At 72.9% G+C, this 26,591-nt stretch carries 30 protein-coding genes and 5 pseudogenes; 14 read left to right on the top strand and 21 right to left on the bottom strand.

The genetic code is table 11. The features are described from left to right. Positions 1 to 103: 103 nt before the first annotated feature. Both xylA and xylB read left to right on the top strand, forming a co-directional pair. Positions 104 to 1,297 (top strand): xylose isomerase, encoded by a 1,194-nt coding sequence (gene xylA / locus DEJ15_RS03460; RefSeq protein WP_110825569.1) that lies wholly within the window; start codon positions 104 to 106, stop codon positions 1,295 to 1,297. Next, a complete protein-coding gene (xylB, locus tag DEJ15_RS03455) occupies positions 1,290 to 2,792 on the top strand; it encodes a xylulokinase (RefSeq protein ID WP_110825570.1) in 1,503 nt (500 codons plus the stop codon). Before xylA ends, xylB begins: the two co-directional genes overlap by 8 nt. On the opposite strand, the gene DEJ15_RS17600 is transcribed toward xylB, so the two are convergent. Next, a complete protein-coding gene (locus DEJ15_RS17600) occupies positions 2,771 to 3,154 on the bottom strand; it encodes a cupin domain-containing protein (RefSeq protein WP_349814797.1) in 384 nt (127 codons plus the stop codon). The two genes, xylB and DEJ15_RS17600, sit on opposite strands and share 22 nt — an antisense overlap. An 18-nt stretch (positions 3,155 to 3,172) precedes the next feature. Continuing rightward, the gene (locus DEJ15_RS17595) at positions 3,173 to 3,490 is read right to left on the bottom strand and encodes a helix-turn-helix domain-containing protein (RefSeq protein ID WP_349814796.1); all 318 of its coding nucleotides are present in this window, start codon (positions 3,488 to 3,490) and stop codon (positions 3,173 to 3,175) included. Between the two features lie 15 nt (positions 3,491 to 3,505). On the opposite strand from DEJ15_RS17595, the pseudogene DEJ15_RS03445 reads away from it, so the two are divergent. Together DEJ15_RS03445 and DEJ15_RS03440 are read left to right on the top strand one after the other, a co-directional pair. Next, positions 3,506 to 3,946 (top strand): annotated as a pseudogene (locus DEJ15_RS03445) (FAD-dependent oxidoreductase); the annotation flags it as partial. Between the two features lie 232 nt (positions 3,947 to 4,178). Continuing rightward, positions 4,179 to 4,520: a hypothetical protein gene (locus DEJ15_RS03440; RefSeq protein WP_284176333.1), complete on the top strand. Its 342-nt coding sequence runs from the start codon at positions 4,179 to 4,181 to the stop codon at positions 4,518 to 4,520. A 42-nt stretch (positions 4,521 to 4,562) separates the two neighbouring features. On the opposite strand, the gene DEJ15_RS03435 is transcribed toward DEJ15_RS03440, so the two are convergent. Genes DEJ15_RS03435 through DEJ15_RS03425 form a run of 3 tightly spaced genes read right to left on the bottom strand, consistent with a single transcriptional unit; the run spans position 4,563 to position 6,243 of the window. Beyond that, positions 4,563 to 5,000: a DUF6314 family protein gene (locus tag DEJ15_RS03435; RefSeq protein WP_110825573.1), complete on the bottom strand. Its 438-nt coding sequence runs from the start codon at positions 4,998 to 5,000 to the stop codon at positions 4,563 to 4,565. Further along, positions 4,997 to 5,308 carry a pentapeptide repeat-containing protein gene (locus DEJ15_RS03430; protein WP_284175612.1) on the bottom strand — a complete coding sequence of 104 codons (312 nt, stop codon included), beginning with the start codon at positions 5,306 to 5,308 and terminating at the stop codon, positions 4,997 to 4,999. Before DEJ15_RS03430 ends, DEJ15_RS03435 begins: the two co-directional genes overlap by 4 nt. Further along, the gene (locus DEJ15_RS03425) at positions 5,290 to 6,243 is read right to left on the bottom strand and encodes a MarR family winged helix-turn-helix transcriptional regulator (RefSeq protein WP_284175611.1); all 954 of its coding nucleotides are present in this window, start codon (positions 6,241 to 6,243) and stop codon (positions 5,290 to 5,292) included. The genes DEJ15_RS03430 and DEJ15_RS03425 overlap by 19 nt, the downstream gene beginning before the upstream one ends. A gap of 115 nt (positions 6,244 to 6,358) precedes the next feature. Between DEJ15_RS03425 and DEJ15_RS03420 the strand changes: the two genes are divergently transcribed. The 3 genes and pseudogenes from DEJ15_RS03420 (at position 6,359) to DEJ15_RS03415 (ending at position 8,010) form a co-directional block, all read left to right on the top strand. Beyond that, positions 6,359 to 7,168: a hypothetical protein gene (locus DEJ15_RS03420; RefSeq protein ID WP_284175610.1), complete on the top strand. Its 810-nt coding sequence runs from the start codon at positions 6,359 to 6,361 to the stop codon at positions 7,166 to 7,168. Beyond that, a pseudogene (locus DEJ15_RS17590) lies at positions 7,071 to 7,406 on the top strand (signal peptidase I); the annotation flags it as partial. The gene DEJ15_RS03420 and the pseudogene DEJ15_RS17590, both read left to right, overlap by 98 nt. Positions 7,407 to 7,545: 139 nt before the next feature. Then, positions 7,546 to 8,010, top strand: coding sequence for a hypothetical protein (locus tag DEJ15_RS03415; protein ID WP_284175609.1), 465 nt, complete (start codon positions 7,546 to 7,548; stop codon positions 8,008 to 8,010). 57 nt (positions 8,011 to 8,067) lie between these two features. Here the strand turns inward: DEJ15_RS03415 and DEJ15_RS03410 are convergent, their stop codons facing one another. The 3 genes from DEJ15_RS03410 to DEJ15_RS03400 all read right to left on the bottom strand — a co-directional run bounded on the left by DEJ15_RS03410 (position 8,068) and on the right by DEJ15_RS03400 (position 10,473). Continuing rightward, on the bottom strand, positions 8,068 to 8,523 hold the full coding sequence (locus DEJ15_RS03410; RefSeq protein ID WP_284175608.1) for a LamG domain-containing protein: 456 nt from the start codon (positions 8,521 to 8,523) through the stop codon (positions 8,068 to 8,070). Beyond that, entirely contained in the window at positions 8,520 to 9,812 is a 1,293-nt protein-coding gene (locus DEJ15_RS03405) for a S24/S26 family peptidase (RefSeq protein ID WP_284175607.1), read from the bottom strand. Before DEJ15_RS03405 ends, DEJ15_RS03410 begins: the two co-directional genes overlap by 4 nt. Positions 9,813 to 9,906: 94 nt before the next feature. Continuing rightward, a complete protein-coding gene (locus tag DEJ15_RS03400; RefSeq protein ID WP_284175606.1) occupies positions 9,907 to 10,473 on the bottom strand; it encodes a COG1361 family protein in 567 nt (188 codons plus the stop codon). Positions 10,474 to 10,806: 333 nt separating this feature from the next. Here DEJ15_RS03400 and DEJ15_RS03395 point away from each other — a divergent pair. After that, positions 10,807 to 11,037 (top strand): annotated as a pseudogene (locus DEJ15_RS03395) (MarR family winged helix-turn-helix transcriptional regulator); the annotation flags it as partial. A 68-nt stretch (positions 11,038 to 11,105) separates the two neighbouring features. Here the strand turns inward: DEJ15_RS03395 and DEJ15_RS03390 are convergent. From DEJ15_RS03390 to DEJ15_RS03355, 7 genes are all read right to left on the bottom strand, one after another. Then, on the bottom strand, positions 11,106 to 12,077 hold the full coding sequence (locus DEJ15_RS03390; RefSeq protein WP_284175605.1) for a S1 family peptidase: 972 nt from the start codon (positions 12,075 to 12,077) through the stop codon (positions 11,106 to 11,108). A 102-nt stretch (positions 12,078 to 12,179) separates the two neighbouring features. Continuing rightward, complete coding sequence (locus DEJ15_RS03385) at positions 12,180 to 13,205, bottom strand: NAD-dependent epimerase/dehydratase family protein (RefSeq protein WP_110825581.1); 1,026 nt, start codon at positions 13,203 to 13,205, stop codon at positions 12,180 to 12,182. Then, on the bottom strand, positions 13,202 to 14,407 hold the full coding sequence (locus DEJ15_RS03380; RefSeq protein ID WP_110825582.1) for a zinc-dependent alcohol dehydrogenase: 1,206 nt from the start codon (positions 14,405 to 14,407) through the stop codon (positions 13,202 to 13,204). Before DEJ15_RS03380 ends, DEJ15_RS03385 begins: the two co-directional genes overlap by 4 nt. A 120-nt stretch (positions 14,408 to 14,527) precedes the next feature. Then, positions 14,528 to 15,094, bottom strand: coding sequence for a cytochrome c oxidase assembly protein (locus tag DEJ15_RS03375; protein WP_284175604.1), 567 nt, complete (start codon positions 15,092 to 15,094; stop codon positions 14,528 to 14,530). Positions 15,095 to 15,463: 369 nt separating this feature from the next. After that, positions 15,464 to 16,036 (bottom strand): DNA alkylation repair protein, encoded by a 573-nt coding sequence (locus tag DEJ15_RS03365; RefSeq protein WP_284175602.1) that lies wholly within the window; start codon positions 16,034 to 16,036, stop codon positions 15,464 to 15,466. A 117-nt stretch (positions 16,037 to 16,153) separates the two neighbouring features. Continuing rightward, on the bottom strand, positions 16,154 to 16,993 hold the full coding sequence (locus DEJ15_RS03360) for a M23 family metallopeptidase (RefSeq protein WP_284175601.1): 840 nt from the start codon (positions 16,991 to 16,993) through the stop codon (positions 16,154 to 16,156). After that, a complete protein-coding gene (locus DEJ15_RS03355) occupies positions 16,932 to 17,312 on the bottom strand; it encodes a hypothetical protein (RefSeq protein ID WP_284175600.1) in 381 nt (126 codons plus the stop codon). The genes DEJ15_RS03360 and DEJ15_RS03355 overlap by 62 nt, the downstream gene beginning before the upstream one ends. 274 nt (positions 17,313 to 17,586) lie before the next feature. Between DEJ15_RS03355 and DEJ15_RS03350 the strand changes: the two are divergent. After that, positions 17,587 to 19,404, top strand: a pseudogene (locus DEJ15_RS03350) (gamma-glutamyltransferase family protein). A gap of 79 nt (positions 19,405 to 19,483) precedes the next feature. Here DEJ15_RS03350 and DEJ15_RS03345 read toward each other — a convergent pair. Further along, positions 19,484 to 20,527: an NAD(P)-dependent alcohol dehydrogenase gene (locus DEJ15_RS03345; RefSeq protein WP_110825587.1), complete on the bottom strand. Its 1,044-nt coding sequence runs from the start codon at positions 20,525 to 20,527 to the stop codon at positions 19,484 to 19,486. Between the two features lie 173 nt (positions 20,528 to 20,700). Here DEJ15_RS03345 and DEJ15_RS03340 point away from each other — a divergent pair, with 173 nt between their 5' ends. The 3 genes from DEJ15_RS03340 (at position 20,701) to DEJ15_RS03330 (ending at position 22,790) form a co-directional block, all read left to right on the top strand. Further along, complete coding sequence (locus tag DEJ15_RS03340; RefSeq protein ID WP_110825588.1) at positions 20,701 to 21,141, top strand: OsmC family peroxiredoxin; 441 nt, start codon at positions 20,701 to 20,703, stop codon at positions 21,139 to 21,141. A 92-nt stretch (positions 21,142 to 21,233) separates the two neighbouring features. Beyond that, complete coding sequence (locus DEJ15_RS03335) at positions 21,234 to 22,208, top strand: threonine/serine exporter family protein (RefSeq protein ID WP_110825589.1); 975 nt, start codon at positions 21,234 to 21,236, stop codon at positions 22,206 to 22,208. Positions 22,209 to 22,226: 18 nt separating this feature from the next. Beyond that, positions 22,227 to 22,790 (top strand): threonine/serine exporter family protein, encoded by a 564-nt coding sequence (locus DEJ15_RS03330; protein ID WP_284175599.1) that lies wholly within the window; start codon positions 22,227 to 22,229, stop codon positions 22,788 to 22,790. 78 nt (positions 22,791 to 22,868) lie between these two features. On the opposite strand, the gene DEJ15_RS03325 is transcribed toward DEJ15_RS03330, so the two are convergent. From DEJ15_RS03325 to DEJ15_RS03315, 3 genes and pseudogenes are all read right to left on the bottom strand, one after another. Beyond that, on the bottom strand, positions 22,869 to 22,952 hold the full coding sequence (locus tag DEJ15_RS03325) for a DUF2795 domain-containing protein (RefSeq protein ID WP_284176284.1): 84 nt from the start codon (positions 22,950 to 22,952) through the stop codon (positions 22,869 to 22,871). A 55-nt stretch (positions 22,953 to 23,007) separates the two neighbouring features. Continuing rightward, positions 23,008 to 23,064 (bottom strand): annotated as a pseudogene (locus DEJ15_RS03320) (DUF2795 domain-containing protein); the annotation flags it as partial. 116 nt (positions 23,065 to 23,180) lie between these two features. After that, positions 23,181 to 23,873 carry a TetR/AcrR family transcriptional regulator gene (locus DEJ15_RS03315; RefSeq protein WP_146232840.1) on the bottom strand — a complete coding sequence of 231 codons (693 nt, stop codon included), beginning with the start codon at positions 23,871 to 23,873 and terminating at the stop codon, positions 23,181 to 23,183. 212 nt (positions 23,874 to 24,085) lie between these two features. On the opposite strand from DEJ15_RS03315, the gene DEJ15_RS03310 reads away from it, so the two are divergent. Next, a complete protein-coding gene (locus tag DEJ15_RS03310; protein ID WP_110825593.1) occupies positions 24,086 to 24,406 on the top strand; it encodes a hypothetical protein in 321 nt (106 codons plus the stop codon). 83 nt (positions 24,407 to 24,489) lie between these two features. Here DEJ15_RS03310 and DEJ15_RS03305 read toward each other — a convergent pair whose 3' ends face one another. Together DEJ15_RS03305 and DEJ15_RS03300 are read right to left on the bottom strand one after the other, a co-directional pair. Further along, a complete protein-coding gene (locus tag DEJ15_RS03305; protein WP_110825594.1) occupies positions 24,490 to 25,401 on the bottom strand; it encodes an SDR family oxidoreductase in 912 nt (303 codons plus the stop codon). A gap of 96 nt (positions 25,402 to 25,497) precedes the next feature. Then, positions 25,498 to 25,704 carry a hypothetical protein gene (locus DEJ15_RS03300; RefSeq protein WP_110825595.1) on the bottom strand — a complete coding sequence of 69 codons (207 nt, stop codon included), beginning with the start codon at positions 25,702 to 25,704 and terminating at the stop codon, positions 25,498 to 25,500. A 144-nt stretch (positions 25,705 to 25,848) separates the two neighbouring features. Between DEJ15_RS03300 and DEJ15_RS03295 the strand changes: the two genes are divergently transcribed. After that, positions 25,849 to 26,577, top strand: a complete 729-nt coding sequence (locus DEJ15_RS03295; protein ID WP_146232839.1) for a hypothetical protein — start codon at positions 25,849 to 25,851, stop codon at positions 26,575 to 26,577. Positions 26,578 to 26,591: the final 14 nt, after the last annotated feature.

Raw genomic sequence — 26,591 nt, 5'->3', positions numbered from 1 at the left:
GGCGTCGGCGCGCCTGCGGACCGTCGAGGGGTTGCGCTCGAGTCGGTACAGCGCATATGTTCTCGCTGACAACAAATCCGCTCGACGACGATCGGCAGACCCCATGGCAGTGCAGCCCACCCGCGACGACAAGTTCTCCTTCGGTCTCTGGACCGTCGGCTACAACGGCTCGGACCCCTTCGGCGGCCCGACGCGCCCCCAGCTCGACGTGGTCGAGGCGGTCGAGAAGCTCGACGAGCTCGGCGCCTACGGCCTCACCTTCCACGACGACGACCTCTTCGCGTTCGGCTCGACCGACGCCGAGCGTCAGACCCAGATCGACCGCCTCAAGGGCGCGCTCGAGTCGACCGGCCTCGTCGTCCCGATGGTGACCACGAACCTCTTCTCCGCGCCGGTCTTCAAGGACGGCGGCTTCACCTCGAACGACCGCGACGTCCGCCGGTTCGCGCTCCGCAAGGTGCTCCGCAACGTCGACCTCGCCGCCGAGCTCGGTGCCGAGACGTTCGTCATGTGGGGTGGCCGCGAGGGCGCCGAGTACGACGCCGCCAAGGACGTCCAGGCCGCGCTCGAGCGCTACCGCGAGGCCGTCAACCTCCTCGCCCAGTACGTCACCGACAAGGGCTACGGCATCAAGTTCGCCATCGAGCCGAAGCCGAACGAGCCCCGCGGCGACATCCTGCTCCCGACGCTCGGCCACGCGATCGCGTTCATCGACACCCTCGAGCGCCCCGAGCTGTTCGGCGTGAACCCCGAGGTCGGCCACGAGCAGATGGCGGGCCTGAACTTCACCGCCGGCATCGCGCAGGCGCTGTACTCGGGCAAGCTCTTCCACATCGACCTGAACGGGCAGCGCGGCATCAAGTACGACCAGGACCTCGTCTTCGGTCACGGCGACCTGCAGAACGCGTTCTCGCTCGTCGACCTCCTCGAGCACGGTGCACCGCAGGGCGGCCGCGCGTACGACGGCCCGCGTCACTTCGACTACAAGCCGTCCCGCACCGAAGACTTCACCGGCGTCTGGGACTCGGCCGCGGCCAACATGCGCATGTACCTGCTCCTCAAGGAGCGTGCCCAGGCGTTCCGCGCCGACCCCGAGGTGCAGGCAGCCCTCGAGGCGTCGAAGGTCACCGAGCTCGCGCAGCCGACGCTGAACGCGGGAGAGTCGTACGACGACTTCCTCGCCGACACCTCCGCCTACGAGGACTTCGACGCCGACGCGTACTTCGGCGGCAAGGGCTTCGGCTTCGTCAAGCTGCAGCAGCTCGCCGTCGAGCACCTCATGGGCGCTCGTGGCTGATCTCGCCTCCAGCGCGACCGACCCCGGTGACGTCCTCGTCGCCGGGGTCGACTCGTCCACGCAGTCCTGCAAGGTCGTCGTCCGGCGGGCCGCCACCGGCGAGGTCGTCCGCTCCGGCCGCGCGTCCCACCCGGACGGCACCGAGGTCGACCCCACCGCCTGGTGGGACGCCTTCGGCACCGCCGTCGCGGACGCCGGTGGCCTCGACGACGTCGCCGCGATCGGCATCGGCGGGCAGCAGCACGGCATGGTCGTGCTCGACGCCGACGGCCGCGTGATCCGCCCGGCCCTGCTCTGGAACGACGTCCGCAGCGCGGCCGCCGCCGCCGCGATGGTCGAGGAACTCGGCCGGGAGGCGTGGGTCGCCCGCACGGGTCTCGTCCCGGTGGCCTCGTTCACCGCCACGAAGCTGCGCTGGCTCCGCGACGCCGAGCCGGAGCACGCGGCCCGCGTCGCGGCCGTCGCGCTCCCGCACGACTGGCTGTCCTGGCGCCTCCGGGGCTACGGCCCGGCGGACGAGAGCCCGCTCGGTCCCGACCTGGACGCCCTGGCGACCGACGGTTCGGACGCCAGCGGCACGGCTTACTGGGACCCGGCCCGCCGCGAGTACGACCCGGAACTGTTCGAGCTCACCCTGGGCCGTCCGCTGCGCGGGGCCGAGACCGGTGACGACGGCGACGCGGTGATCGTGCCGCGCGTGGTCGCGCCGTCCGAGGCGATGGGCACGCTCGAGCAGGACGTCGACCTGCCGGGCGGTGCGCAGGCCTCCCGCGGGCTCGTCGTCACGGCGGGCGCGGGGGACAACGCCGGCGCCGCGCTGGGCCTCGGCCTGGCGGCGGGCGACGTCGCGGTGTCCCTCGGGACGAGCGGCACGGTGTTCGGCGTGACCGACACCGCGATCGAGGACCCGACGGGCACGGTCGCCGGGTTCGCGGACGCCACGGGTGCCCGCCTGCCGATCGTCACGACGCTCAACGCGGCCCGCGTGCTCGAGGTGGTCGGCGGCCTGCTCGGCGTCGACCACGCCGAGCTCGGGCGGTTGGCACTGCAGGCGCCGGCCGGTGCCGACGGGCTCGTCCTCGTGCCGTACTTCGTCGGTGAGCGCACGCCGAACCGACCGGACGCCACCGCGTCGCTGCTCGGCATGACGCCGGCGACGACGGACCGGGCACACCTGGCCCGGGCGGCGGTCGAGGGCATGCTCTGCGCCCTCGCCGACGGCCTCGCCGCGGTCGAGCGCACGGGTGTGACGGTCGAGCGACTCCTGCTCATCGGCGGTGCCGCACAGAACGAGGCCGTCCGGGTCGTCGCCGCGCAGGTGTTCGGCCGCGAGGTCCTCGTGCCGGAACCGGGCGAGTACGTCGCCGCCGGCGCTGCCCGTCAGGCCGCGTGGGTCGTCACCGGGTCACTGCCCGGCTGGTCGATCCCGACCACGGCGATCCCCGCGGACCCGCACCCCGAGGTGCTCGAGCGCTACCGGGCCGCCGTCGGCTGACCGCGGAGCGCACGTCGGCGGCGGGGCGCAACGCGATGACGTTGCGGCTCGCCGCCGCCGTCGTGTCCGGCTTCCGTGCCCTCAGCCAGCCCGCGGGCTGGACCGGACGTGCGCCCGCTCCCCCCCTGCGGCCCGTACAGGCAGAGCACCTCGGTGACCTGGTCGGTCACGTTGCCGACCCAGTGCGGGGTGTGGGTGTCGAACTCGACGACCTCGCCCGGGCCGAGGTCGAACACCTCGTCGCCGAGCGCCAGTCGGAGCCGACCGGACAGCACGTAGAGCCACTCGTAGCCCTCGTGGGTCTTCAGCGTCGTGTCCGAGCCGTGGTCGTGCGGCTCGATGAGCTGCTTGAACGAGCGCACGCCCCCCGGTCCGCTTCGTCAGGGGGGATCACGACACGGCGACCGTGCCGCTCGGGCTTGAGGTGCACCCGGGGGGTCCCCGGTCGCCGGTGCCCCGACGAGGTCGTCGAGCGGCACCTGGTACGCGCGGGCGAGCGGCAGCAGCAGTTCGAGCGTCGGCTTCCGCTGGCCGGACTCCAGCCGGGACAGGGTGCTCACCGAGATGCCGGTGCGCTCCGCGAGCGCGGCGAGGGTGGTGCCCCGTCGCGTACGGAGCGCCCGGAGCCGTGGGCCGACCGCGTCCACGACGTCGGCCGTCGTCGGCTCCGTGGGGCGGGCCTCCCGTGCGTGTGCCATGCCCCCCATGTTGCCATGCCGGCAACGGAGCTTGCCACCGACGATCCGCTCGGCAGAGGATCCCCCCCCATGTCCGAACTCCATGACGTCATCGTCGTCGGCGGCGGTGCCGCCGGCCTGTCCGCAGCGCTCATCCTGGGGCGCTCGCGCCGCTCCGTGCTCGTCGTCGACGCGGGCGAGCCGCGCAACGCCCCCGCCGAGGGCGTCCACAACTACCTGGGCCAGGAGGGCACCGCACCCCTCGACCTCGTCCGCGTCGGCCGAGAGGAGGTGGCCCGCTACGGCGTCACCGTCACGGACGGGAGGATCGTGGCCGCGTCCGCCGCGCCCGTCACCGAGGACGACCCGGTCGGGTTCCGGCTCACCCTGGACAGCGGCGAGGTCGTCGCAGCACGCCGCGTGGTCATCGCCGGCGGTGGCGTCGACCTGCTGCCGGACGTCCCCGGACTGGCCGAGCAGTGGGGCCGCGGGGTCGTGCACTGCCCGTTCTGCCACGGGTGGGAGGTCCGCGACCGACGGATCGGCGTCCTGGTGACGACACCGGCCGGAGCGCACCAGGTGCAGATGTTCCGGGCCCTCAGCGAGGACGTGACGGCCTTCGTGGCCGATCCCGGCACCGTCGACGACACCGTCCTCGCCGGTTTCGCCGCACGGGGGATCACGGTCGTCCACTCCCCCCGTCGCGCGAGTGCTGTCCGACGGCGACCGGCTCAGCGGCGTGGAGCTGCCGGACGGGTCCGTCGTCGGACTCGACGCCCTGGCGGCCGCGAGTCGTGTCGAGGCCCGGGTCGACTGGGCCGCGGGGCTCGGACTGGCGCCCGTGGACCAGGAGGCCAACGGGACCCGGTTCGGCCGGGTCCTGGCCGTCGACGCGCTCGGGAAGACCGACGTCCCAGGCGTCTACGCGGCCGGCAACGTGGCGAACGCGATGCTGACGGTCATCGGCTCGGCGGCAGCGGGCACGCAGACCGGGGCCGCGGTGCACGGGGACCTGCTGCAGGCAGACGTGGCGGCGGCACTGCGGCGCTGATCGGTCCGGCCGCGTGGCTGCGGCTGCGGCGGTGCACCGGCGTCACCGCGTCGGCGTCAGCACGCTGTCGAGCACCAGGTCCTTGGCCGGACCACGGGCCTCCCACCGGACCCGCCACCGCTCGGGCGTCCCGGTGAGGAGGCCCGTGTAGTCGTCCGGCGCACAGGCGTGCTCGACGCGGTCACCCCACGCCCAGTCGTGGAACGGCCGGCCGTCGGCGAAGTGCACGTACCACCGGTCACCGGTGCCGCGTCGGACGGACAGGGTGCGCCACACCGGCGTCTCGGTGGCGCCGAAGACCATCGTCCCCGCCTCGTGCCAGCGCACGGACCCGTCGTCCTCGGCCGTCAATTCGGTGGAGCCGGTCACCGTGCCCGTCACCCCGGCGAGGCGGTCGTGCACCGTCCGGTGCAGGTCCCACCACCCGAGCAGGTCGGTGGGCAGCAGCAGTGCCGGGGCGGACGCCTCGGTGGCCGTCACTCGACCCGGTACCCGGCCTGTGCGGCGAGCAGCGGCGCGAGCGTGTACAGCTGCTCGCCGCCGATCGTCGCACCCCGCAGCCCGTCGAGCCGCTCCACCCGGTCGAGGTCGGCGCCGCGGAGGTCCACGTCCTCGATGCGGGTGTCCGCCCCGGCGACCTCCCGGATCGTGCTGCCCGGGAAGGCCACGCGCTGCAGCCGGGCGTCCGCGATGTCGACCTCGTCGATGACGCAGTCGCGGAACACCACGTCGGTGAGGACCGACGCGCGGAGGTTCACGAACCCGAGCTTCATGCCGATGAACTCCACCGCGCTGAAAGAACTGTCGTACAGCTCGGCCGACCCGATCCGCCCGCCGGCGATCCGGACCTCGCGCCACGCGCCGCTCTGAGCGCGGAGCACGGGGGGCGTCCAGCACCTCGACCACGGTGTCCCGGATGCGGAGCCCGCGCAGGTCGGCGCCGTCGGCCCGGAGGGTCCCGACGACGCACTCCTCGAGCTCCAGGTCGGGCAGCCGCTCCCCCCGCCACGTCGAGCAGGTCGATGCGCTTGCCGTCGATCCGGTCACCGGTCAGCACGTCCCCGGCTCCGGGCGACCACGGCTCGAGGTCCGCCGGTTCGGTCAGGGTGATGCGGGGCGCCGCGACGCCGGTCTTCCGTGCCATGCCCCCCAGTCTGCCGCGGACGGACGACCGCGGGGTCGGGCACCGGGATCGAGACGTCGGGATCCTCAGACGTCGTGTCCTCGGACGTCGTTTCCTCAGAGGTCGGTGTCGTCCGAACGGGCGGCTGCTCGCAGAGCGTCGGCCATCCGTCCGGTGAAGTCGATGAACAGCTCGAAGGACTCGGGGGGCAACGGCACTCTCGAGCACCTGGCGGTACGCGGCCCGCACGGACCCGAGGACCGCGACCGCGTCGAGCGTGAGCTCGATGCGGACGCTGCGCCGGTCATCGGGGTTCCGGACGCGGTCGAGGAGTCCCTGCCGGGTGAGCCGGTCGAGGAGCGCGGTCACGGCCCCGGTCCCCATCTCGAGGTACCCGCCGAGCTCCTTCGGCGTGCGGTCGTCGTCGACCGCACCGAGGAACTGCAGCGCGCGGAGGTCGACCGGGTTCAGGCCGTGCCGGACGGCGAGGTGCTGCATGAGGTGCGCGTGCTCGACCTGTGCGCCGTAGAGGGTCGCCACGGCCTCGTCGAGGAGACGGTCGAAGTCGGCGGTCGAGGGGCGCCGAGGAGGTGCGGTCACAAGGCGACCCTAGTCGACATCCGTTCATCACGGAGATTGACAAACTCGAAAATCGAGGCGTACAGTCGTAGATGCCTCGAAAATCGAGGTGACACGATCAGGATGGAACCCGGAAATGCGTCGCCCTACCCGCACCCTCGCTCGCTTCGGCACCTTCGCCGTGATCCCCGCCGCGCTGCTCGCCGCCGGCGTCGCCGTCTCCACGGCGAGCTACTCGGCCTTCTCGGCGACCTCGTCCGACGGTGCCGACAACTGGTCGATGGGCACGGTCGCGTTGACGAACGACGCCTCGAACGGCGCGCTGTTCTCCGCGTCGAACCTGAAGCCCGGGTCCACCGGCACGAACTGCATCGCGGTGACCTCGAGCGGCAGCCTGCCGAGCGCCGTCCGCATGTACGCGAAGGACGTCACCCAGACCAAGGCCCTGGCCTCGTCCGTGACCCTGCAGGTCAAGCAGGGCACCGGCGGCGGCTACGGCACCTGCGACGGGTTCACGGCGGCGACCGGGACCGACGGCACTCTCTACGACGGCTCGCTCGCGTCCTTCGTGTCGACCCGGAAGGACTACGCGTCCGGCCTCGGGACGTGGAAGACCGCGGGCACGAAGCCCGAGACGCGGACCTTCCAGATCACGTACACCGTCTCCCCCCGACGCACCCGCGACCCTCATGGGCGCCACCGCCAGCCTCGGCTTCACCTGGGAAGCCCAGAACCTCTAGTCCCTGCCCACCACCGCACGCCCACCGGACAGGAGGATCGGCATGCGCTCGTCGTCGTGGCTCCGGTTCACGGTCGTGCTCGCCGCTCGTGGCGTCATCGCGGCACTCGTGGGCGTCGCGTTCTGGGGCATCGCTCCGCTCGCACTCGGGTGGCACACCACCACCGTGATGACGGGCTCCATGCAGCCCACCCTGCTGCCCGGTGACGTCGTCGTGAGCAAGCCGGTCCCGGCCCACGACCTCCGCGCGGGTCAGGTGCTGCTCTTCCCGGACCCCGACCACGCCGGCGTGCTGCGCCTGCACCGCCTCCACGACGTGGACGCCCACGGCGAGCTCGTCACGAAGGGCGACGCGAACCCGGAGGCGGACTCGACCGCCGTCGCGCGGTCCTCGGTCGTCGGGGTCGGCTACCTGCGTGTCCCGTTCGTCGGGCTCCCGGTCGTCTGGGCCGCGGAGCACCGGACCGTGCCCCTCGTCGCACTGGCCGCCGGGATCGTCGTGCTCGCCGGCTTCGCCGTGGTGCCCGCCGTGCGCACCCGCACCGACGCCCCGACCGACCGGCTCCCGCGCCACGGCCGTCACCGTGCCGCACGTCCGCGCCGCCCCCCGCGCCCGCGCCCGGGCCGTCGTGGTCGCGGCGACGGTGTGTGCCGTCGTCGGGGTCGCACTGCCCGCACCCGCAGCGGCCGCTGCCTTCGCAGCGACCACGACCACCGAGGCCAGTTCGATCACCACCGCGGTCGCCACCCCGGTGACCGGGCTCACCTGCACGAACGTCGGCAACGCCGCGGTCGACGTGGGATGGACCTACTCCGGGGTCGCACCCGAACACTTCACCGTCCTGGTCGACGGGGCCGCGAGCGGGATCAACACCGCTGCGGGCGAGCGGGACGTCACGCTCGGCGCGTCGGACTTCTTCGTCTGGAAGACGTCGACCATCAGCGTGCGCACCGACCTCACCGACACGTGGACGGCCACGTCGCCGTCCACCGTGCGGATCACCACGATCCGGCTGTTCGGACTCGGCCGCACCTCCTGCGCCCGCTGACGAGCCCGGTCGAACGCCGGTCCACGGCCGACCCCGGCGTCAGCGTCAGCGTCAGCGTCAGCGCCCGGCGGCGTAGTGGCTGCTCACCTGTGCCGCGGTGAGCACGGAGTTGTAGACCGCAGCGAACCGCATGGAACCCGTGAAGTACGGGTTCGCCGGCGCTCCGGGCCAGCCGGAGATCGTGTCGTACCCGATCCGCCAGTACCCGGTGTAGTTCTCCGGCGCCGTGTAGTTCGCGTTCGAGGCGACGAGCGCGCCGTCGACGTACAACCGCATGCCGGTCGTGGCGGACATCGTCGAGACGACGTGGTGCCACGCGCCGTCGTTGTAGGACTTCGGCGAGGTCACCACCTGCGTGGCCCCGTTGTAGGCGCCGAAGACGAGCTGCCCGTTCGTGTTGAGGTAGACCTGCCGGTCGTGCTGGCCGGAGACGGTGACCTGGCTGCCACCGAAGCCGATGAGCAGGCCGCCGGCCACCGAGGTGCGGAACCAGACCTCCTCGCTGAAGGTCACGGGGTTCCGCTGCGCCGCGGGGGGTGGAGAGGAAGTCGGACGCTCCGTCGAGGAGCCACGCGGTCCCGGGGTCGCGGGGGGCAGGCGATCGGGCTCGGGGTGCTCGCGGTCATCCCGCCCTGGTAGGTGCCGTTCGCGCCCTTGCCGGAGAAGTCGGCCGCGGTCGTCGAGCCGGACGGCTCGGTCAGCTTGTACGCGAAGAGGGCATTGCTGGCGGTGGCGTCGAAGCCGACCGCACCGGTGCAGGTGTTCGACGCCGCGGTGCCGGCGGAGTTCGACCCGTTCGTCACCTTCGCGCTGAAGCCCGAACGGGTCGGGGCGAACTGGTTGACGAGGAGGACGACGGCGAGTGCGACGACCAGCAGGAGCGCGACGACCTTGCCGTCGCGGAGACGACCGGGGTTCACGAGGGCCGCACCGTCTGCACGCGTCCGACCACCAGGCAGAGGACGAGCGGGACCAGGCAGGCCGCGACGAGCAGTGCCCAGCCCGCCGGGTCGAGGTCGATGCTCGACACGAGCTGGTAGTGACCGTGCCGGTTGAGCTCGGTGATGGTGACCCGCCCCACCTCGCCGTCGACGAGGTGCACGGCGTTGCCGCCGACCGCGTCGACGCGGACGGGGAAGATCCCGGAGGAGACGACGGTCGCCTCGACCGAGCCGGGGGGACGTGCTGTTCGAGATCGTCGTGACGTTGACGAAGGGCTTGAGCAGGAAGGCCGCGTACGAGACCGTGAGCGAGCCGCCGGCGATGCGCAGGCTGCTCCGGGTGACCCGGTCGGTGAAGGCGCTGGTCAGGCCCCAGATGAGGAGCGTCCCGACCAGGAGGACCGGGGCGGCCTTGAAGAGCCAGCCCAGGTGCGGGACGAGCAGGACCGGGGCGCCGACCAGGTCGTCCTGGGTCAGGGTCCACGGGTCGGCGGCGCCGTTCACGTCGCCCCGGGCGCGGATGCCGCCGTCGGGGTCGATCTCGATGATCCGGTGGGTGTACACGACGTCGGGGTTCGCGGCGACGCTGTACGAGACGATGTCGCCGACGCGGAGCGACGAGGCCTGCACGGGCATGTCGAGCACGAGCGTGCCGACCGGGGCGGTCTCACCCATCGACGGCGTCTCGACGACGAACCAGCGGCCGCCGTTGGTGAGGAACAGCATCGCGGCGGTCAGGAGGACCGCGGCGACGACGGCGACGGACCAGGCCAGGACGGACTCGGAGCGGCTGAACGTCCGCCCGCGCAGGAGCGGCCGCGGCAGTGTCCCGCTGAGCGGGATGGCCGAGGTCTGGCTCATGTGCTGCTCCGTCCTGGTCGGTGTCGGTCACGGGTGATGGCGACGCTCGACCGTAGGGGGGTCGGTCGAGCGTCGCCGGTCTGGGCGGGGCGGATCAGGCCGTGAAGGTCCAGGTCATCGGGACCGAGGCGGCGAGGCCCTGGTAGGTGTTGCCGGCCGAGGAGTCGAGCGTGACGGCGAAGTTGAAGGGGACGCTCGCACCGGCGGCGGGAGCGGTGGGCAGCGAGATCGCGGTGGCGCCCTTGAAGCTTGCGAGGGTGCCGGAGAAGACCGTGGTGGAGCCCGAGGTGATGACGAGGTTCATCTTCGCGCAGAGGTCGGTCGCGGTGCCGTTCGACGTGCCGTTCGCCGTCTGCGTGCAGGTCGCGCCCGGGGTCAGCGTGAAGGTGTTCGCGGCGGCGGTGCCCGTGTTCTTGATGGTGATCGGGGTGTTGACCGTGTTGCCCGGGGTCATCGTCGTGCTGCCACCGAACTTGTTGATGGTCGAACAGGTCGCCGAGTTGGTGGAGACCGAGCCGCCGTCGGTGCTGAGACAGGTGACCGACGCGTTGGCGTTCTGCTCCTGCATGATCAGCGTGCCGCTGGCGGCGGTGTTGCTGCTGTTCGTGATGCTCGCGGCGAACCCGGAGAGGGTGCCGGTGAGCGAGAGGGACAGGAGCACGGCGGCGAAGATGCCCGCGAGGAGCGCAACGGGGGGCGAAGCGGAGGCGCTTCAGCGGGGGAGGTGCGGAGCGGGTTGGACACGGGGTACCTCGATGTTCGGTGAGTCGGTGTGGGGGGTGCAATCTTTCGGAGGAGTGATTGCTTGATGATTAAGATAATGACCGGTTGAGCCAGATGGAAGCCCGAGTTCGCCCCCCAGAGCGGGGGCCAGGGCAGGACGGGAGGCGCGACGGCGTCCGGCACGGTCGTGTCGGCCCGGTACTCTTCCGCAACGAGCGAGGGGCGGGACCAGGTGGTGACGGGACAGGACGAGGACGGCGCGACCGACCTGATGGCCGCGTTCGACGCGGTCGTCCGCGCGAACGCGAGCCTCGTCGGGCAGTTGAGCGCCCGTGCCGGCGTGCACGAGAGCGGCCTGCGCGCGCTGGTCCTCGTCAGTGACACCGGGTACTCCACCCCGACCGAGGTCGCCGGGTTCCTGGGCCTGACCTCCGGCGCCGTGACGAACCTGATCGACCGTCTGACGTCCGCCGGTCTGCTCGAACGGACCCCGAACCCGAACGACCGTCGTGGGTCGCTGCTGCGCCTCCGTCCTGCGGGCGAGGAGGTCGTCGGCGACTACCGCCGTCGCTACGTCGCGATGCTCCGCGCCGTCGACACCCGGCACCGCGGTGACCTGCACGCGGTCCTCAACGACCTGGCGACCGGCCTGTACGAGCAGGCGGCGACCGCGGCACCCACACCGGGGACGGACGACGCATCCCGCTGACCGCCGGTCCGTCCTGACCGCACGCTCCCCGCACGACGACGGGCGCCACGGTCGGTGGGGACCGTGACGCCCGTGTGTCCGTGCGGGTCGGAATCCGTGCGGTTCAGACGCCGGCCGTGCTCCGGATCCACGAGGACGCCTGCGCGAGCAGGGCGTAGTTCGACCCGGCGCGCGTGTTCGCCCCCCGGGTCGGCGCTGTCACCCGTCGAGCACACGCCGACCACCTTGCCGTTGACGATGAGCGGTCCACCGGAGTCTCCGTGGTTGGACGCTCCCGTGACGCCTGTGACGTGCTGCGCGCGACCGCGGAAGGCGTCGGTGCTCGCCCCGGTCAGGGACACGGTCGCCTGGTACAGCCCGTCGGACTGCACGGCGTCCGCACGCAGGCCGTAGCCCTGGATCGTGCCGGTCCCGCTCGACTTCGCGGTCGCGGTGAGGTCGAGCGGCGTGTACGAGGACAGCGCGTACGCGGTCCGGAGGTGCACCAGCGCGATGTCGCCGGCGGGCGCGGCGGTCACCCGGTCCACGGCCACGGGGGTCCCGCGGTTCACCGTCGAGTTCGAGTGGTACACGTTCATCGCGCCGATGCCGTCGATGCAGTGTCGGGCGGTCAGGACCCACGACGCCGTGATCTGTTCGCCCGTGCACGTGCTGACGTACCCGGCGGGGATGTCGCCGCCCGACGCCTCGAGCTGCACGACCGACGAGGTCGCCGGCGCCCGCTCGCCCCCGACGACCTTCGTCGACGCGGGGAGCGCCGACGCCGGGGCTGCGGTGAACAGTCCCGCGGCGATCACGGTGGCCGCTACCGCGGCGGTGACGGACTTGTGCATGTCGACTCCTTCGTCGATGGGGAACGAGGCAGTTGCACACCGCAACTGCCTCGTATCCTCACCCCCGTCGGAGGGGCATACCAGTCCGCTCTTCAGCGGACCTCAGCCGCGCAGCGGCGGCGTCTCCGGCACCCCGTGCCCGTCGGCGAACCCGGCCACCAGGTCACGCATGGCGTCCTCGGCACTGTGCCGGGCCTCCCAGCCGAGCACCTCACGCGCACGGTCTGTCCGCATGATCGGCACGCCGGCCGCGATGTCCACCCAGCCCGCGTCGGTCGGCTGCAGGCGCAGCCGCCAGCTCAGCGTCACGAACGCGCGCACGAGCCGCAGGGGCACGCGGACCGCGCCGAGCATCCCGAGCACCCGGGCCATCCGCGGCGGAGTGAGCACGGGCGCGGCGGCGACGTTGAACGCGCCGCCGGCCGTCCGGTCGATCGCGCGCCAGAAGGCGTCAGCGAGGTCGTCGGCGTGCACGGCCTGGAACACGAAGGGGTACGGCAGGGGCAGCACGGCGAACCGCAGCAACCGGACGGCGCGCATCGGCACGAGGTGGCCGAGGAACAGCCCGCGGATCTCGGCCGCGGCGTCCCGCTGGAAGACGAGCCCCGGGCGCATCCGCGTGACGACCACGTCCGGGTGCTCGCGCTCGAACACGTCCATCGCGCGCTCGTTCTCGGCCTTGTGGACGGAGTACGTGGCGGTCGGGATGCCGTCGGCGGGCCAGCTCTCGTCCACCGGGGTGCGCTTGCCGGCCACGTCCACACCGCGGTACGCGCCGACGGACGAGGCGACGACGACCTGCGGCACGCCGGCCGCGGCGACGGCGGCGAGCACGTTCGCGGTCCCGGTGACGTCGGTGCGGTGCTGCGCCGGGATGTCGTGCGTCGGCTGCAGCGCCCAGGCGAGGTGCACCACGGCGTCCGCGCCGCGGAAGACGGCGACCAGCCGGTCCACGGCGTCGACCGCGCCGACGTCGACCGTGTGCCAGAGCGCGGCGTCGTAGGGCTCGGCCCGCAGGTCGGGCAGTCGCCGGGCGACCCCGACCAGGTCGGCGCCGGCGTCCCGGAACCGTCGGAGCAGTGCGCTCCCGACGTTCCCGGTCGCGCCGACGATGACGACCCTGGTCATGCCGCGGCCGAGGAACCCGCGGGCAGCGCCGGGTCGAGGACGACCTTGATGCAGCCGTCCTCCTTCTTCTGGAAGACCTCGTACATGTGCGGGGCGTCCTCGAGTGAGACCTTGTGCGTCGTCAGGTCGAGCGTGCCGAGCGGGTCGGAGGAGTCCTCGACGAGCGGCATGAGGTCGTCGACCCAGCGGCGGACGTTGCACTGGCCTTCGCGGATGGTGATCTGCTTGTCGAACAGCGTCATCATCGGCATCGGGTCGGCCATGCCGCCGTAGACACCCGAGAGCGAGACGGTGCCGCCGCGGCGGACCAGGTCGATCGCGGTGTGCACGGCGTCGAGGCGGTCGACACCCGCGGTCTCGATGGCCTTCTGTGCGAGCTTGTCGGGCAGCAGGCCGGCGGCGCGCTGGGCGAACCCGGCGGCGGGGTTGCCGTGTGCCTCCATGCCGACGCCGTCGACGACGGCGTCCGGGCCGCGGCCGTCGGTCAGGTCCACGAGCTCGGCGACGAGGTCCTTGGACAGGTCGAACGTCTCGATGCCGTACTTCGCGGCGAGGTCACGGCGCACCTGCTCCGGCTCGACGGCGAGCACGCGGTAGCCCAGGTGCTTGCCGATGCGGGCGGCGAACTGACCGACCGGACCGAGACCGAGCACCGCGAGCGTGCCGCCCTCGGGGACGTCCGCGTACTGCACGGCCTGCCAGGCGGTCGGGATGATGTCGCTCATGAACAGCCACTGCTCGTCCGCGCCGGTGTGCGGCACCTTGATGGGGCCGTAGTCGGCGTGCGGCACGCGGAGGTACTCGGCCTGGCCGCCGGGGACCTGGCCGTACATCTTCGTGTAGCCGAACAGGGACGCACCGCTGCCGTACTCGGTCACCTGGGTGGTCTCGCACTGCGACTGGAGCCCGCGCTCACACATGTAGCAGTGGCCGCAGGAGATGTTGAAGGGGACGACGACGCGGTCGCCGACCTTCAGGTTCGTGACGGCGGAGCCGACCTCCTCGACGATGCCCATCGGCTCGTGGCCCAGGACGTCGCCCTTGTCGATGTACGGGCCGAGGACGCGGTACAGGTGCAGGTCGGAGCCGCAGATCGCCGTGGAGGTGATCCGCACGATCGCGTCGGTCGGCTCCTGGATGGTCGGGTCGGGAACGGTCTCGACGGACACCTTCTCGGTGCCCTGCCAGGTCAGTGCGCGCATGTGAGCGCTCCTCTCGTCGCGGCGGGGCCGGACGGGAGGCCCGGCACGCTCCGTCCATCGGTACGCCTCCGCCGCGTGGCGCCTCCCAGCGTGGGTCGGTCAGCGCACCGGACGGGCGGGTCAGACCTGCTGACCGGAGCGGACCTGGTCCGTCGACGGCACGGGCCCTGCCGGCCGTGTCCTGCGCGCCGTCAGGACGTCCTGCTCCTCACGGGCGGCACGCTCGTCGCGGCGACGCTCGGTGGCCAGGACCGCGCCGAGCACGAGGGCGTACAGCACCGCGCCTCCGGCGAGCGCGGCAGCGGCCGAGGGCACCTGGTCGGCAGCGATGCCGGGGACCCCGTCGACGGCCATCAGGACCGCCTCGGCTCCGAGGACGGCGGTCGACAGGGCGAGCACGGCGACGCGGAGCCAGCGCGGGCTCCGGCGGATGCCCGCGGACACCCCGACCACCGCGGCGGTGAGGAGCAGCCCGACGAGCAGGAACCCGATCATCACGACGGAGTGCAGCCCCGGGTCGCGGGTGGACTCGGCTGCGGTGGGCCCGGTGTACAGCAGCCACGACGCACCGACGGCGAGGACCGCGGCGACGACCGGGAACGCGAGCGCCTTGGTCAGCGGGTTGCCCGCGAGTCGTCCGAGTCGCTGCAGCGGCACCGGTTCGAGCGTCCGGCGGGCGAGCGTCACGGGGGGACCCGAGCACGAGCAGCACGGGCGCGACCATGCCGATGACGACGTGGCCGAGGACGTGCGTGGTGAGGTCGTGGTTCCCGGCGTGCCCGAGTGGTCCGACGAGCACCGCGGCCACGGCCACGAGCCCGGCGATCCAGGCGACCGTCCGGGGGGATCGGCCACGCCGGCTGGCCGCGACGCCGCTGTCCGGCCGCGCCGACGACGTACACGGCGCCGGCCAGGGTGAGGGCGATGAGGGTGAAGGTCCCGAGCATGCCGCCGTGAGAGTGCACCAGAGGGCTCCTGTCGTCGTCGGTCCATCCTGTCGGAGACCGGTGCACCGTGTTCGGCGCGGTGCGCTCCTGCGACGGGTACCGGGCCGGTTCAGGCGCGGAGTCGGTCCCGGTCGGCAGCGGCGAGGTGCTCGGTCGCGGTCTCGAGCGCCGCGCGGCTCAGGGCGCGCCCGTGCCGGTCGAGGAACGCCACCAGGGCCTCCTCGGACGCCCGTTTGCCGGTCTCGCGGAGCACCCACCCCAGGGCGGACTGCACCACCTCGCCACGCTCCCGGACGAGTCGCCCGGCCAGCCCGAGCGGGACCTCCGCGTCGCCCTGCTTCACGAACGCCAGGGTGGCCACGACCGCTGCCCGCCGGACGAGCGCCACGTCCGACTTCGCGAGCGCGTACAGCGGCCCGGTGGACCCGCCGAGCAACGGGACGCCGACGAGCTCCTCGGCGGCCAGGTCGACGAGCGCCGGGTCGTCGATGCGTTCCGCCCGGAGCGCCGACAGGAACTCGTCGGTCAGGTCCGCGTCGGCGTGCTGCCGTGCGGCCTGGACGAGCATGACGACCGCGACGGTCCGCCCACCCGGGTCGTCGCTCCACAGCAGTGCCGACCGCTCCCCCCGGGTCCAGGTCCGCGAAGCGCCGTGCGATCCGGCGCGCGGCGGCGACGTCACCCGGGGTGCGCGCGAACGCGGCGAGGACGTCCTCGGCGGTGGGATGTGGCATCCCCTCCACCCTACGACCGGGACCCGGCGGGACCGACTCGGCAGGATCGGCCCGACGGGACCGGGTCAGCGGAAGTGCAGCACCGTCAGCGGGTCCTTGAGCGTGCCGTTCACCCGGGTCTCGACGTGCACGTGCGGGCCCGTCGACTGCCCGGTGTTGCCCGACTTCGCGATCTCCTTGCCGACCGAGACCACCTGCCCCTGCGTGACCTCGATCTCGCTGAGGTGCGCCGTCAGCACGGTCGTCAGCCCGTAGGTGACGACGATGTAGTTGCCGTAGCTGGCGTGGTTGCGGACCACCGAGGTGACCGTGCCCCGCCCGGACGAGTACACCGGCGTGCCGACCGGCACGACCGCGTCGGTGCCCTGGTGGTAGCGCGGGACGTGGCCGGCACCGCGGTCGTCGCCGTAGCGGCCGGAGATGCGCGTCGTCTTCACCGGCCAGCGCAGACCCGTCACCGGACGCGACGACCAGATGCGGGTGTCCGCGGAGCCGTAGAGGACGACGTTCGAGTCGACCTGCACGAGCAACTGCGCCGGGCCCTTCCCGGAGGTCCGCGTCGACCAGAGTGCACGACGGCCGTCCGCCGAGTAGACGACGAGGTTGCCGTCGGGCTGCAGCGCCGTGTAGGCGCCCGGGTTGCCGAAGGTCTGCGAGGACCAGACCGCCGTGCCGCTGACGTACTGCACGAGGTTGCCGTCGGCCTGCATCGTGAGCGTGCGGGGCGAGGCGGCGCTCGCACGGAGGGTCGTGCCGGCCGCGAGGGTCCCGCCCGAGGTGATGCGGTTCTGGAAGGTCGCGATGCGCCAGAACATCCCGTTGCCGACCTTCCGCATGCGCAGTTCACCGTCCGCCCGGACGCCGAAGTCCTTGGCGGCACCGCCACCCGATCCCCACTGCGCCACGACCCGACCGTTCCGGACCATCGTCAGGTACCCGTCCTTCTGGACGACGACGGTGGCCCCCCGGCTGGTTGGCCGTGTTGGAGGCCCAGAGCACCGCGTTGCCGATGCCGTACTCGACGAGGTTGCCGTCACCCTGCAGGACGAGCCGGAACTGCCCGTTCGTGGAGTTGACGGAGTCGCCGGGCTGCAGTGTGGTCCCGGCCTTGACGGCGCTCGTGTAGGTGGCGGCCTGCGCCGGCGCCGCCACCGCGACGAGTCCCGCGGCCGCGATCGCGACGGCGGTGACGGCCGCGGCGAAGCGTGCTCGTGCCCTGATCATGCGTGGTGTCCCTGCTCGTGGTGCGACCACCGCGGGCGCCGAGCGCCGGCGCGGTGCGTGTCCTGATGTGGCACGTCCCTGTACGCGCCGACGGTCAAGGTTCGCAGCCGGAACCGGTTGCGGGTATCCCCAGGACCGGGGGGCGTGCGCGACAGCTGTCGGTGTGCTCGCCCGCCCCGGGACAGGATGGGACGCATGCTCCCCCCAGCCGAACCCCGCCTTCGTCCGACCGTCGGCCGACCGGACGCGACCCGACCTGCAGGGCACGTTCGGCATGACCGCGTCGACGCACTGGATCGCCACGGCCACCGCCCAGTCCGTCCTGGAGCGCGGCGGGAACGCGTTCGACGCCGCCGTCGCCGGGGCCTTCGTCCTGCACGTGGTCGAACCGCACCTGAACGGCCCGGGCGGTGACCTGACCGCCGTGTTCGCCACGGCGGCCGATCCCGCGCCCGTGGTCCTCGTCGGCCAGGGACCCGCCCCGGCAGCGGCCACCCCCCGAGCACTTCCGCGCCGAGGGACTCGACCTCGTGCCGGGCGCCGGCGCGCTCGCCGCGGCCGTCCCCGGCGCGGTGGACGCCTGGCTCCTGCTGCTGCGGGACCACGGCACGTGGGAACTCGCCGACGTGCTGGCCCCGGCGATCGGGTACGCCCGCGACGGCCACCCGATCAGCGCGGGCGTGGTCCGGACGATCGGCGCGGTCGCCGACCTGTTCCGCGACCACTGGCCGACCTCCGCCGAGCGGTGGCTGCCGGGAGGCGCGCCCCCCCCGTCACCGGGGACGTCGTGTGCAACGAGCCGCTCGCCGCGGTGTTCGACCGCCTCGTCGACGCGGGGGCCGGCGCGGGCGACGAGGCGGTCGGTGGACGGGCCTCCCGGATCGACGCCGCCCGTCGGGAGTGGGCCGAGGGGTTCGTCGCGACCACGATCGACGCGTTCGTCCGGCAGCCGCACCGGCACTCGTCCGGCACCGACCACGCCGGCGTCATCCGAGCCGGTGACCTCGCCGCGTTCCGGGCGACCACCGAGCCGGCGACGACGGCGACGTTCCGCGGCCACACCATCGCGAAGACCGGGCCGTGGGGGCAGGGTCCGGCGCTCCTGCAGACCCTGCGGATGCTCGAGCCCCTCGACGACGAGCGCCTGGACCCGTCCACCGAGCTCGGTGCCCACACGATCGTCGAGGCACTGAAGCTCGCGATGGCCGACCGCGACGCGTACTACGGGGACGGCACGGTCCCGCTCGACGCCCTGCTCGCCGACGCCGCCGTGGCCGAGCGTCGGGCGCTCATCGGGGACACCGCATCGGACGCGTTCCGTCCCGGCTCCGTGCCGGGCGTCGAGCCGGCCCTGCCGCCGCTCCGGACCTCGTACGTCGTGACCGGTGCGGCCGGGGTCGGCGAGCCCACCGTGCCCGGCGCCCGGCGTGGCCCGGTGGACGAGCGTGCCGAGGTACCGGTGGAGGACCGCGGCGAACCGTTCGTCGCGCCCGACGGTGACACCCGCGGGGACACGTGCCACATCGACGTCGTCGACCGCTGGGGCAACATCGTCAGCGCGACGCCCTCCGGCGGCTGGCTGCAGTCGTCGCCGACCATCCCGGAGCTCGGGTTCTGCCTCGGTACGCGGCTGCAGATGACGTGGCTCGAGGAGGGCACCGCGTCGACCCTGCGCCCCGGCGAGCGGCCCCGCACGACGCTCACGCCGACGCTCGTCCTCCGCGACGGTGTCCCCGTCGCCGCCCTCGGCTCGCCCGGTGGCGACCAGCAGGACCAGTGGCAGCTGCTGTTCCTGTTGCGCTGGATCGTCGGTGGGTACACCCCGCAGCAGGCGATCGACGCGCCCGCCCTGCACACGACGTCGTTCCCCGGCTCGTTCTGGCCGCGGACGTGGGACCCTGCCGGCCTGGTGGTCGAGGACCGGCTCGGCGACGACGTGGTCGCCGGTCTGGAGGCGCGCGGGCACGTCGTCACGCGCGCCGGCGACTGGAGCCTGGGTCGGCTGTGCTGCGTCACCCGGGACCCGTCGACCGGGGTCCTCGGTGCTGCGGCGAACCCCCGCGGGGCGCAGGGGTACGCGGCGGGGCGCTGAGTTCGGTGGTGGGCCAGCCCCGCCGCCGGGCCGACGCCGGCGGCTGCGGTCGGGGAGGCCTCGACCGCAGCGGCTGCGGTCAGAGCGTCGGGACGACCACCGCGCGGCCGGACAGCTCGCCGGCCTCGAGCTTGCGGTACGCCTCGAGCGCGTCGGCGAGGGCGTACCGCTCGACGTCCGGCTCGATCTGCCCCGCGCGGTACATCGCGACGACGTCGTGCAGGTCCTCGATGGTGCCCCAGTAGGTGTTCGTGATCGTCGACTCGTACGGCGTCGAGAAGAAGTTCCACTCGGTGGTGCCGCCGGCGATGCCGACCACGGTGCAGCGCCCGCCGACGGCCATCGACGCCTGCGCGGTCTTGATGGTCGGGGGCGCACCGACGAAGTCGAACGCCGCGTCGACGCCCTTGCCGCCGGTGATCTCACGGATCCGCGCGACCTGGTCGTGACCGCCGGGGACGGTGATCGCGCCGCGCTCGGCAGCGCGCGCCATGGCGTCCTCCTTCATGTCCGTCGCGATGACGGTCGCGCCGGTCAGCGCGGTGAGGATCTGCACGGCGATCTGCCCGAGGCCGCCCAGACCCACGACGAGCGCGTACTTCCCGCCGCCGGCCAGGTTCGGCAGGGAGTTCTTGACGGCGTGGTACGGCGTGAGGGCCGCGTCGCTCAGGGGTGCGGCCGCGACGGGGTCGGCGTCCCCGAGCGGTACGAGGTTGCGGGCGGGGACGGTCACGTACTCCGCCATGCCGCCGTCGCGCCCCAGGCCGATGGCCATGTACGGGTTCGTGGCGGCGTTCTCGCAGTAGGTGTCCTGCCCCTTCGAGCAGTACCGGCAGTGCCCGCAGCCGACCGGCCCGTAGACCAGGTACGCGGCGCCCTCCGCGAAGCCGGTGACGCCCTCCCCGACGGACTCGACCCAGCCGGAGTTCTCGTGTCCGAGGACGAACCCGGGCCGCTGTGCGCCGGGCTGCCCCTCCTGGAACTCGCGGTAGACGGCGACGTCGGAGTGGCACGCACCGGCACCGGCGACCTTGAGGAGCACCTCCCCCGGCCCGGGCGTGGGCTTCTCGACCTCGGTGAGGGAGGGGAACGTCTGGTACTGCTCGAACACGACTGCACGCATGCCGCAAAGCTACACCTGTCGTCCATCTCGGCGGAGCGGGTGCGGGGGGCCGTGGGACGAGCAGCGGTGGCATCCTGCGTCCCGCCTGTGCATCGGTTGCGAGAACGGTCGTTCTCCGGTTGACTCGGCCACGAGGGTCGCATCCGGCCCGCACCCCGACGAAAGGAGCGGCCATGCCCACGCGCACCGCACGCACTGCTTGGAACGGCGGCCTGAACGACGGCTCCGGCCAGGTCGAACTCTCCAGCTCGAAGGTCGGCACCTACGACGTGTCCTTCCCGAAGCGCGCCGCTGACGAGGCCGGCGGCACCACCAGCCCCGAGGAGCTCATCGCCGCAGCGCACTCGTCCTGCTACGCGATGCAGTTCTCGGCGATCCTCGGCGAGGCCGGCGGCACCGTCGAGTCCCTCGACGTCAAGGCCGACGTCTCGCTCGGCCCGGACTCGGCCGGCGGCTTCAAGCTCACCGGGATCGTCCTCACCGTCTCCGGCGAGGTCTCCGGCATCGACGAGGCGGCCTTCCTGAAGGCGGCCGACGAGGCGAAGGCGACCTGCCCGGTCAGCAAGGCCCTCACCGGCGTCGACATCGAGCTGCACGCGACGTTCGAGCAGTAAGCGCCGAGCACGCGCCTGACGGGAGGCCCGCCCACCGCTCGGTGGGTGGGCCTCCCGTCCGTCTCCCCACCGACGGGAGGCACAATGGTCCGATGGCCGAACCGCTCCTGCCCGGCCCGCGGCCGGGCCGTCCACCCCGACCGCGATCGAAGGCGCGGAGCGTCGCCCAGCACGACATGCGGGACATCCGCGCACGGCTCCGCGGCACCATCTACGAGCACGTCACGCCGGACACCAGGTCGCTGCGGGAGCAGTACTCCGCCCGCCAGATCGTCGACTTCTGTCTCGACCTGGCCGAGGTGATGCTCGCGTCCGGTGCCGACACCCGGAGCGTCGAGACGGCGGTGATCGCGGTCGCGACGAAGTGGAACCTCGCGCCGCTCGACCTCGACTTCTCCGGCAGCGCGGTGACGATCCAGTACTCCCCCGTGGAGGGTCCGCCACTCGTCAAGGTGCGCAGCACCCGGTCCGACGGCGCGGACCTGGCGCGGCTGGCGTGGGCGAACCAGATCGTCGACGACGTCATCCACGACGACCGCGACATGACCAGCGCCGTGAGTGCCCTCGTCGCGGTGCTCCGGATGCCGCCGCGGTGGCCGACGTGGCTCGCCGACGTCGGGCTCTCCGTGCTCGGCACCTCGATCGCGATGCAGGCCGGTGGTGGCTGGCGGGCGGGTGTCGGGGCCTTCGTCCTCATGCTCGGGATCATCGTGTCCGGCCGGTGGCTGACCGGACGGGGCTACCCGCAGTTCTTCGTCTCCGGTGCCCAGGGTGGCGTCGCCTCGGTGATCGGCACGCTCGCGATCTGGGCGGACGTGCTCACCCCGACCGGCGCGGCGACGATGGTGGCCGCCCTCGTGGTGCTCCTGCTCCCGCACGTGCAACTCGTCACGTGGGCGCAGGACGCGATCTCCGGGTTCCGGGCGATGGCGGTTGCCCGGGCCTTCACGATCGGGATGCTCATCGCGGCGATCGTCGTCGGGGTGCCGGCCGGCATCGCGATGACGCACTGGCTGCGGCTCGAGGTCGACCCGTCCGGCATCGTCACGCAGGCCCTGCCGCTGTGAGCGTCCCTGTCCCTGACCGTGGTCTCGGCCGGGGCGAACTGCTTCGTGCAGCAGGCGAGCGCCCGCGTGATCCCGGTCGCGGTGGTGCTCTCCGTGGCGGCGGGGGCGGCGCTCTGGCAGCTCAAGGCGTTCGGGCTCCCGCTGCTCGGGGCGACCTTCCTGGCGTCGGTGCTGCTCGGCGTGCTCTCGACGTACGCCGCGGTGCGGATGCGGACGGCCGTCGCGGCGATCGCGGTGCCGGCCTTCTGCGGCGCGCTCCTGCCCGGTGTCGCGGTGTCGAACGCCCTGCTCAACGTGATGAGCGGGTCGTCGAGCTCGGTGCTCGACTTCGGGTCGGCGGTGACCGTGGCGCTCGCCATCGGCGCGGGGCTCGTGCTCGGCGGGCTCTTCGCGACGCCGGGGGGCACGTCGCGCCCTGCGTCGCGGCCGCCGCATCCATGTGCACTCGGTGCACAGCGACACCACCGCGCTGCCGGTCATCCGCGACTCCGGCTACGACCCCGGGAACGGGTCCGTCCCGCGATGGTGACGCGTCCGACGCCCGCGCCCGCGGCCGCACACACTGCCCGCCGTTCGCACTGAGCGACACCGCACGGGGTCGACCCCACGTGCGCTGTCGCTCAGCGCGGACGCTGCCCCTGCGGGCCCGGCGGTGGCGCGCTAGTTCGCGTCCGAGACGGCCTTGGACACGTCCGTGGGGCCGTCGTACTGACCGTCCGGAATCGCACGGAGCGCCTCGAGCACGTCGTCGGGGGGCGCTCTCCTTCTCGGCGGTCGACACGACGTCGTCCTTCGAGGCGGGGTAGTCGATGCCGCTCAGGTACTTCTGGATCTGGATGGGGTTCGGTGCTGCCACGATCGGTTCCTTCCGTTGGACCTCCCGGCGTACCCGGAACTCCCTCGGCACCGACCCAGCGGATGCGGGCAGCGGCCAGCCGGCGCCGTGTCAGCGCCGGACGTCGGCGACGAGCGTCAGGCCGACCAGTTCTCGTCGTCCGACCAGGACACGTCGGACCAGGTCGACAGCCGACGCTGTGCCTGCGCCTCGTACCGCTCCATCCAGCCGCGCTCGAGCCGCGCCACCGCGCGGTCGAAGGCCGCGACGAGGTCGAGCTCGCTGCGCAGGAGCGCCTGCAGCTGCAGCCCCTCGTACAGGGCGATGAGCTGCTCAGCACCGCGGCGGGGGTCCATCGTGTGCGGCGCACGGCCGAGGGCGATGTCGTGCTCCAGGCCGCGCTTCACCTGCGCGAAGAACAGCTGGTAACGCGAGCGGAGGTAGCTCGACATCGGGTGCTCCGGGTTGCCCGCCACGCTGAGCAGGGCGACGAGCAACCGCATGAGCGCGGGGTCCTCGGCGTTCGAGGCGACGATGGCGCGCAGGAGTTCGACGGTGCTGCCGTCACCGACCTCGCGCGTCACCTCGTCCATCCGCGCGCCGTTCCACCGGTCGAGGGCGGCCAGGACGAGGCCGTCCCACGACGGGAAGTGCTGGTGCAGCTCGGACGTGCTGATGTCGAGCCGCTCGGCGACGTGCTCGGGTCGCGCCTCGTGGAAGGGGACGTCACGGAGCAGGTCGACGGTCGCACCGACGATCCTGATCCGCAGGTGCAGGGTCGCCGCGGCCGCAGCTGCGGCCATCGTGTCGGCGCTGGTGTCTTCGAGCATCGTGCCCTCCGTGTCCGGGACGAGCACGGTCAGGTCGTGGCCGAGGCGTCCGGGGGGTGCGGACGTCCTGTCCGCACCTCGATCCTCCCGTAGATCGCGGGCGACGAGCATCCCCGGTACGGGGGGGTCGGCAAGATGGGGGGACAACGGAGTACGGGGAGCGGCGGTGTCCGGCACGGGCGTGTCCCGCCCGGATGTGTGACGATGCCGCCATGTCCCCGAACGACTCCACCGCCCACGGACTCGCGACGATGGCCTCCGCGGGCTTCGAGTTCGGCAGCACGCCCGAGCAGGTGGCGCACGACGTCCGCACGATGTGGGAGCACCTCGGCCGTCCCGACGGTGCCTTCGAGGCCGCGGCCGCCGCGATCGCCGTCCTGCCGCAACGCCCCGAGGTGCCCGTCGCGCTGCAGGCCCGGCGCCGCGAGTTCGAGGAGGCCGTCGGCATCAACCCCGTCGAGGTCGAGCTCGCGGCGGCCCTCGCCGCCCGGGAACTCCTCGAGACGATGGCGCGGACCTGCGGGACACACTGATCGTCGGGTGCCCGGACGACGGGAGGCCCGCGGCTGCAGAGCCGAGGGCCTCCCGTCGTGTCGGCGGCGCCGCCGCGCGGTGACTACGGCGTCGGCATGCCGCCGTCGACGTGCAGCGTCTCGCCCACCACGTAGGACGACTCGCCGCTGGCGAGGAACACGAACGCCGGCGCGAGCTCGGCGGGCTGACCCCAGCGGCCGAGGTAGGTCTGCTCACCCGCGGACGGCAGCGCGTCGGACGGCTGGCCACCGGCCGGCTGCAGCGGGGTCCAGATCGGGCCCGGTGCGACGGCGTTCACGCGGATGCCCTTCGGCGCGAGCTGCGCGGCGAGGCCCTTCGCGAGGTTGTTGACGGTCGCCTTGGTGGCGGCGTAGTGCACCAGGTGCGGCGACGGCGCGTAGGCCTGGATCGACGTCGTGTTGATGATCGTCGAGCCCGGCTTGAGGTGCGGCACGGCGGCCTTCGTGATGCGGAAGGTGGCGTACGCGTTCGTCTTGAACGTCTCGTCGAACTCCTCGTCGGAGATCTTCGTGATGTCGTCGACGTTCTGCTGCTTGCCGGCGTTGTTCACGAGGATGTCGAGACCGCCGAGCTGCTCGACGGCGGACGCGACGAGCTGCTCGCAGAACGCCAGGTCCGTGATGTCGCCCGGGAGCGCGACGGCCTTGCGTCCGGCTGCCTCGATGAGGGCGACGATGCGGTCGGCGTCCTCCTGCTCCTCGGGGAGGTAGCCGATGGCGACGTCGGCACCCTCACGGGCGTAGGCGATGGCGACGGCGGCACCGATGCCCGAGTCGCCGCCGGTGATGAGCGCCTTGCGGCCCTCGAGTCGACCCGAGCCGCGGTAGGTGTCCTCGCCGTGGTCGGCGGGCACGTTCTCCGCCATCTCGGCGTCGGTGCCGGCACCCTCGAGGTACTGCTCGTCCGGCTTCTTGTCGGCGTAGAGCTTCGTCGGGTCCTGCATGGTGTACTGGTCGATCCGCTGGTCCGTCATGCGCCAGACGGTACGCACCCGCGCACCCGCCCCCGCTCAGGAGGCTGTCCCCCCGCCGCGCAGTCCGGATCACGTCCGGGCCGGGCCGGCTGTGGTTCAGAGCGGGCGGTAGACCGTGATCGGCGGAGCGTCGTCGCCCTGGTCCTCCGCGTCGCCCGTGCGCGCCCAGGTCCGGCCGTCGTGGTCGAGCGCGTCGGGCAGGTCACCGTGCACGATCATCCGCACGGGCGGCGCGTCGCCGTCGACGAGGTCGACGCCGTGCGCCGCGTTGTCACCCGTGCTGTCCACCACGTACTCCGCCATGTCGACGACGCTACGCGACGGTCCCCGGCCGCGTCCGGGACCCGGCGGGACCGCAGGCCCGGAATGTCACGGTCCGGTGACGGTGCGGCTCCGTTTCGGTAACACCCGTCGTCCACCAGGGCGCTGGCGGCTACCGTCGAGCGGGTGACTCCCAGGACCGTGACGGCGATCGGCGCCGTGGTGCTCGCCCTCGTGGCGGGTGGCGCCTCCGTGGACCGTCTGCCCGGTCACGACGCGGGCCGAGCGGCGGCGGCGGAGGCCACCCCGACCGCGACGTCCACTCCGGCCCCCAGCTGGCGTCCCGTGTCCGGCGCCGCGCTCCGCACCGTCGACTCGGTCGAACTCGCCGCCGAGTCGATCGTCCTGCGTGCCGACGACCGCACGGTCTCGGTCGTCTCGATGCGTGACGCGAAGCACACGGTCGGCGTCCTGAACCGGCTGCTCGGCACGCCGGCGCGCACGCAGACCGCGGTCGGCGACGCCGGTCGGTGCGTCCCGGCGAGCACGACCTCGACCTGGGGCGGAGCCCTCCGGGTCGCCGCGCTGCGCGAGCCCGCAGCGGCCGGCAACCGCGTCGAGATCCGGGTCCTGCGCGACCACGTCCGCTCCCGGCTCGGCACCTCCGTCGAACTCTCCGGTCCGCACGGCGTGCAGGTCGGCGACGACGTCCGTTCCCGCATCGAGGACGCCGCGGCGGACGAGCGCGAGTCGCTGGGCTCCGAGGACGCCGAGGCCTGGCAGCTGCTGCTCGCTCCGGGGTGGTCGTCGGAGCGCAAGGGCGCCGGCGAGAACGGCGTGTCCGTGCTGACGCAGGAGTCCACCGTGACCGTCATCGGGTCGCCGATGCCGGTCCGCGCGACGCGGGGCTGCTGACCGCCCGACGTCGC

This window comes from Curtobacterium sp. MCJR17_043 (genome assembly GCF_003224315.2).
Lineage (GTDB): Bacteria > Actinomycetota > Actinomycetes > Actinomycetales > Microbacteriaceae > Curtobacterium.
The sequence above is the reverse complement of the archived record's forward strand: the minus strand, read 5'-3'. Positions and strand labels throughout refer to the sequence as shown.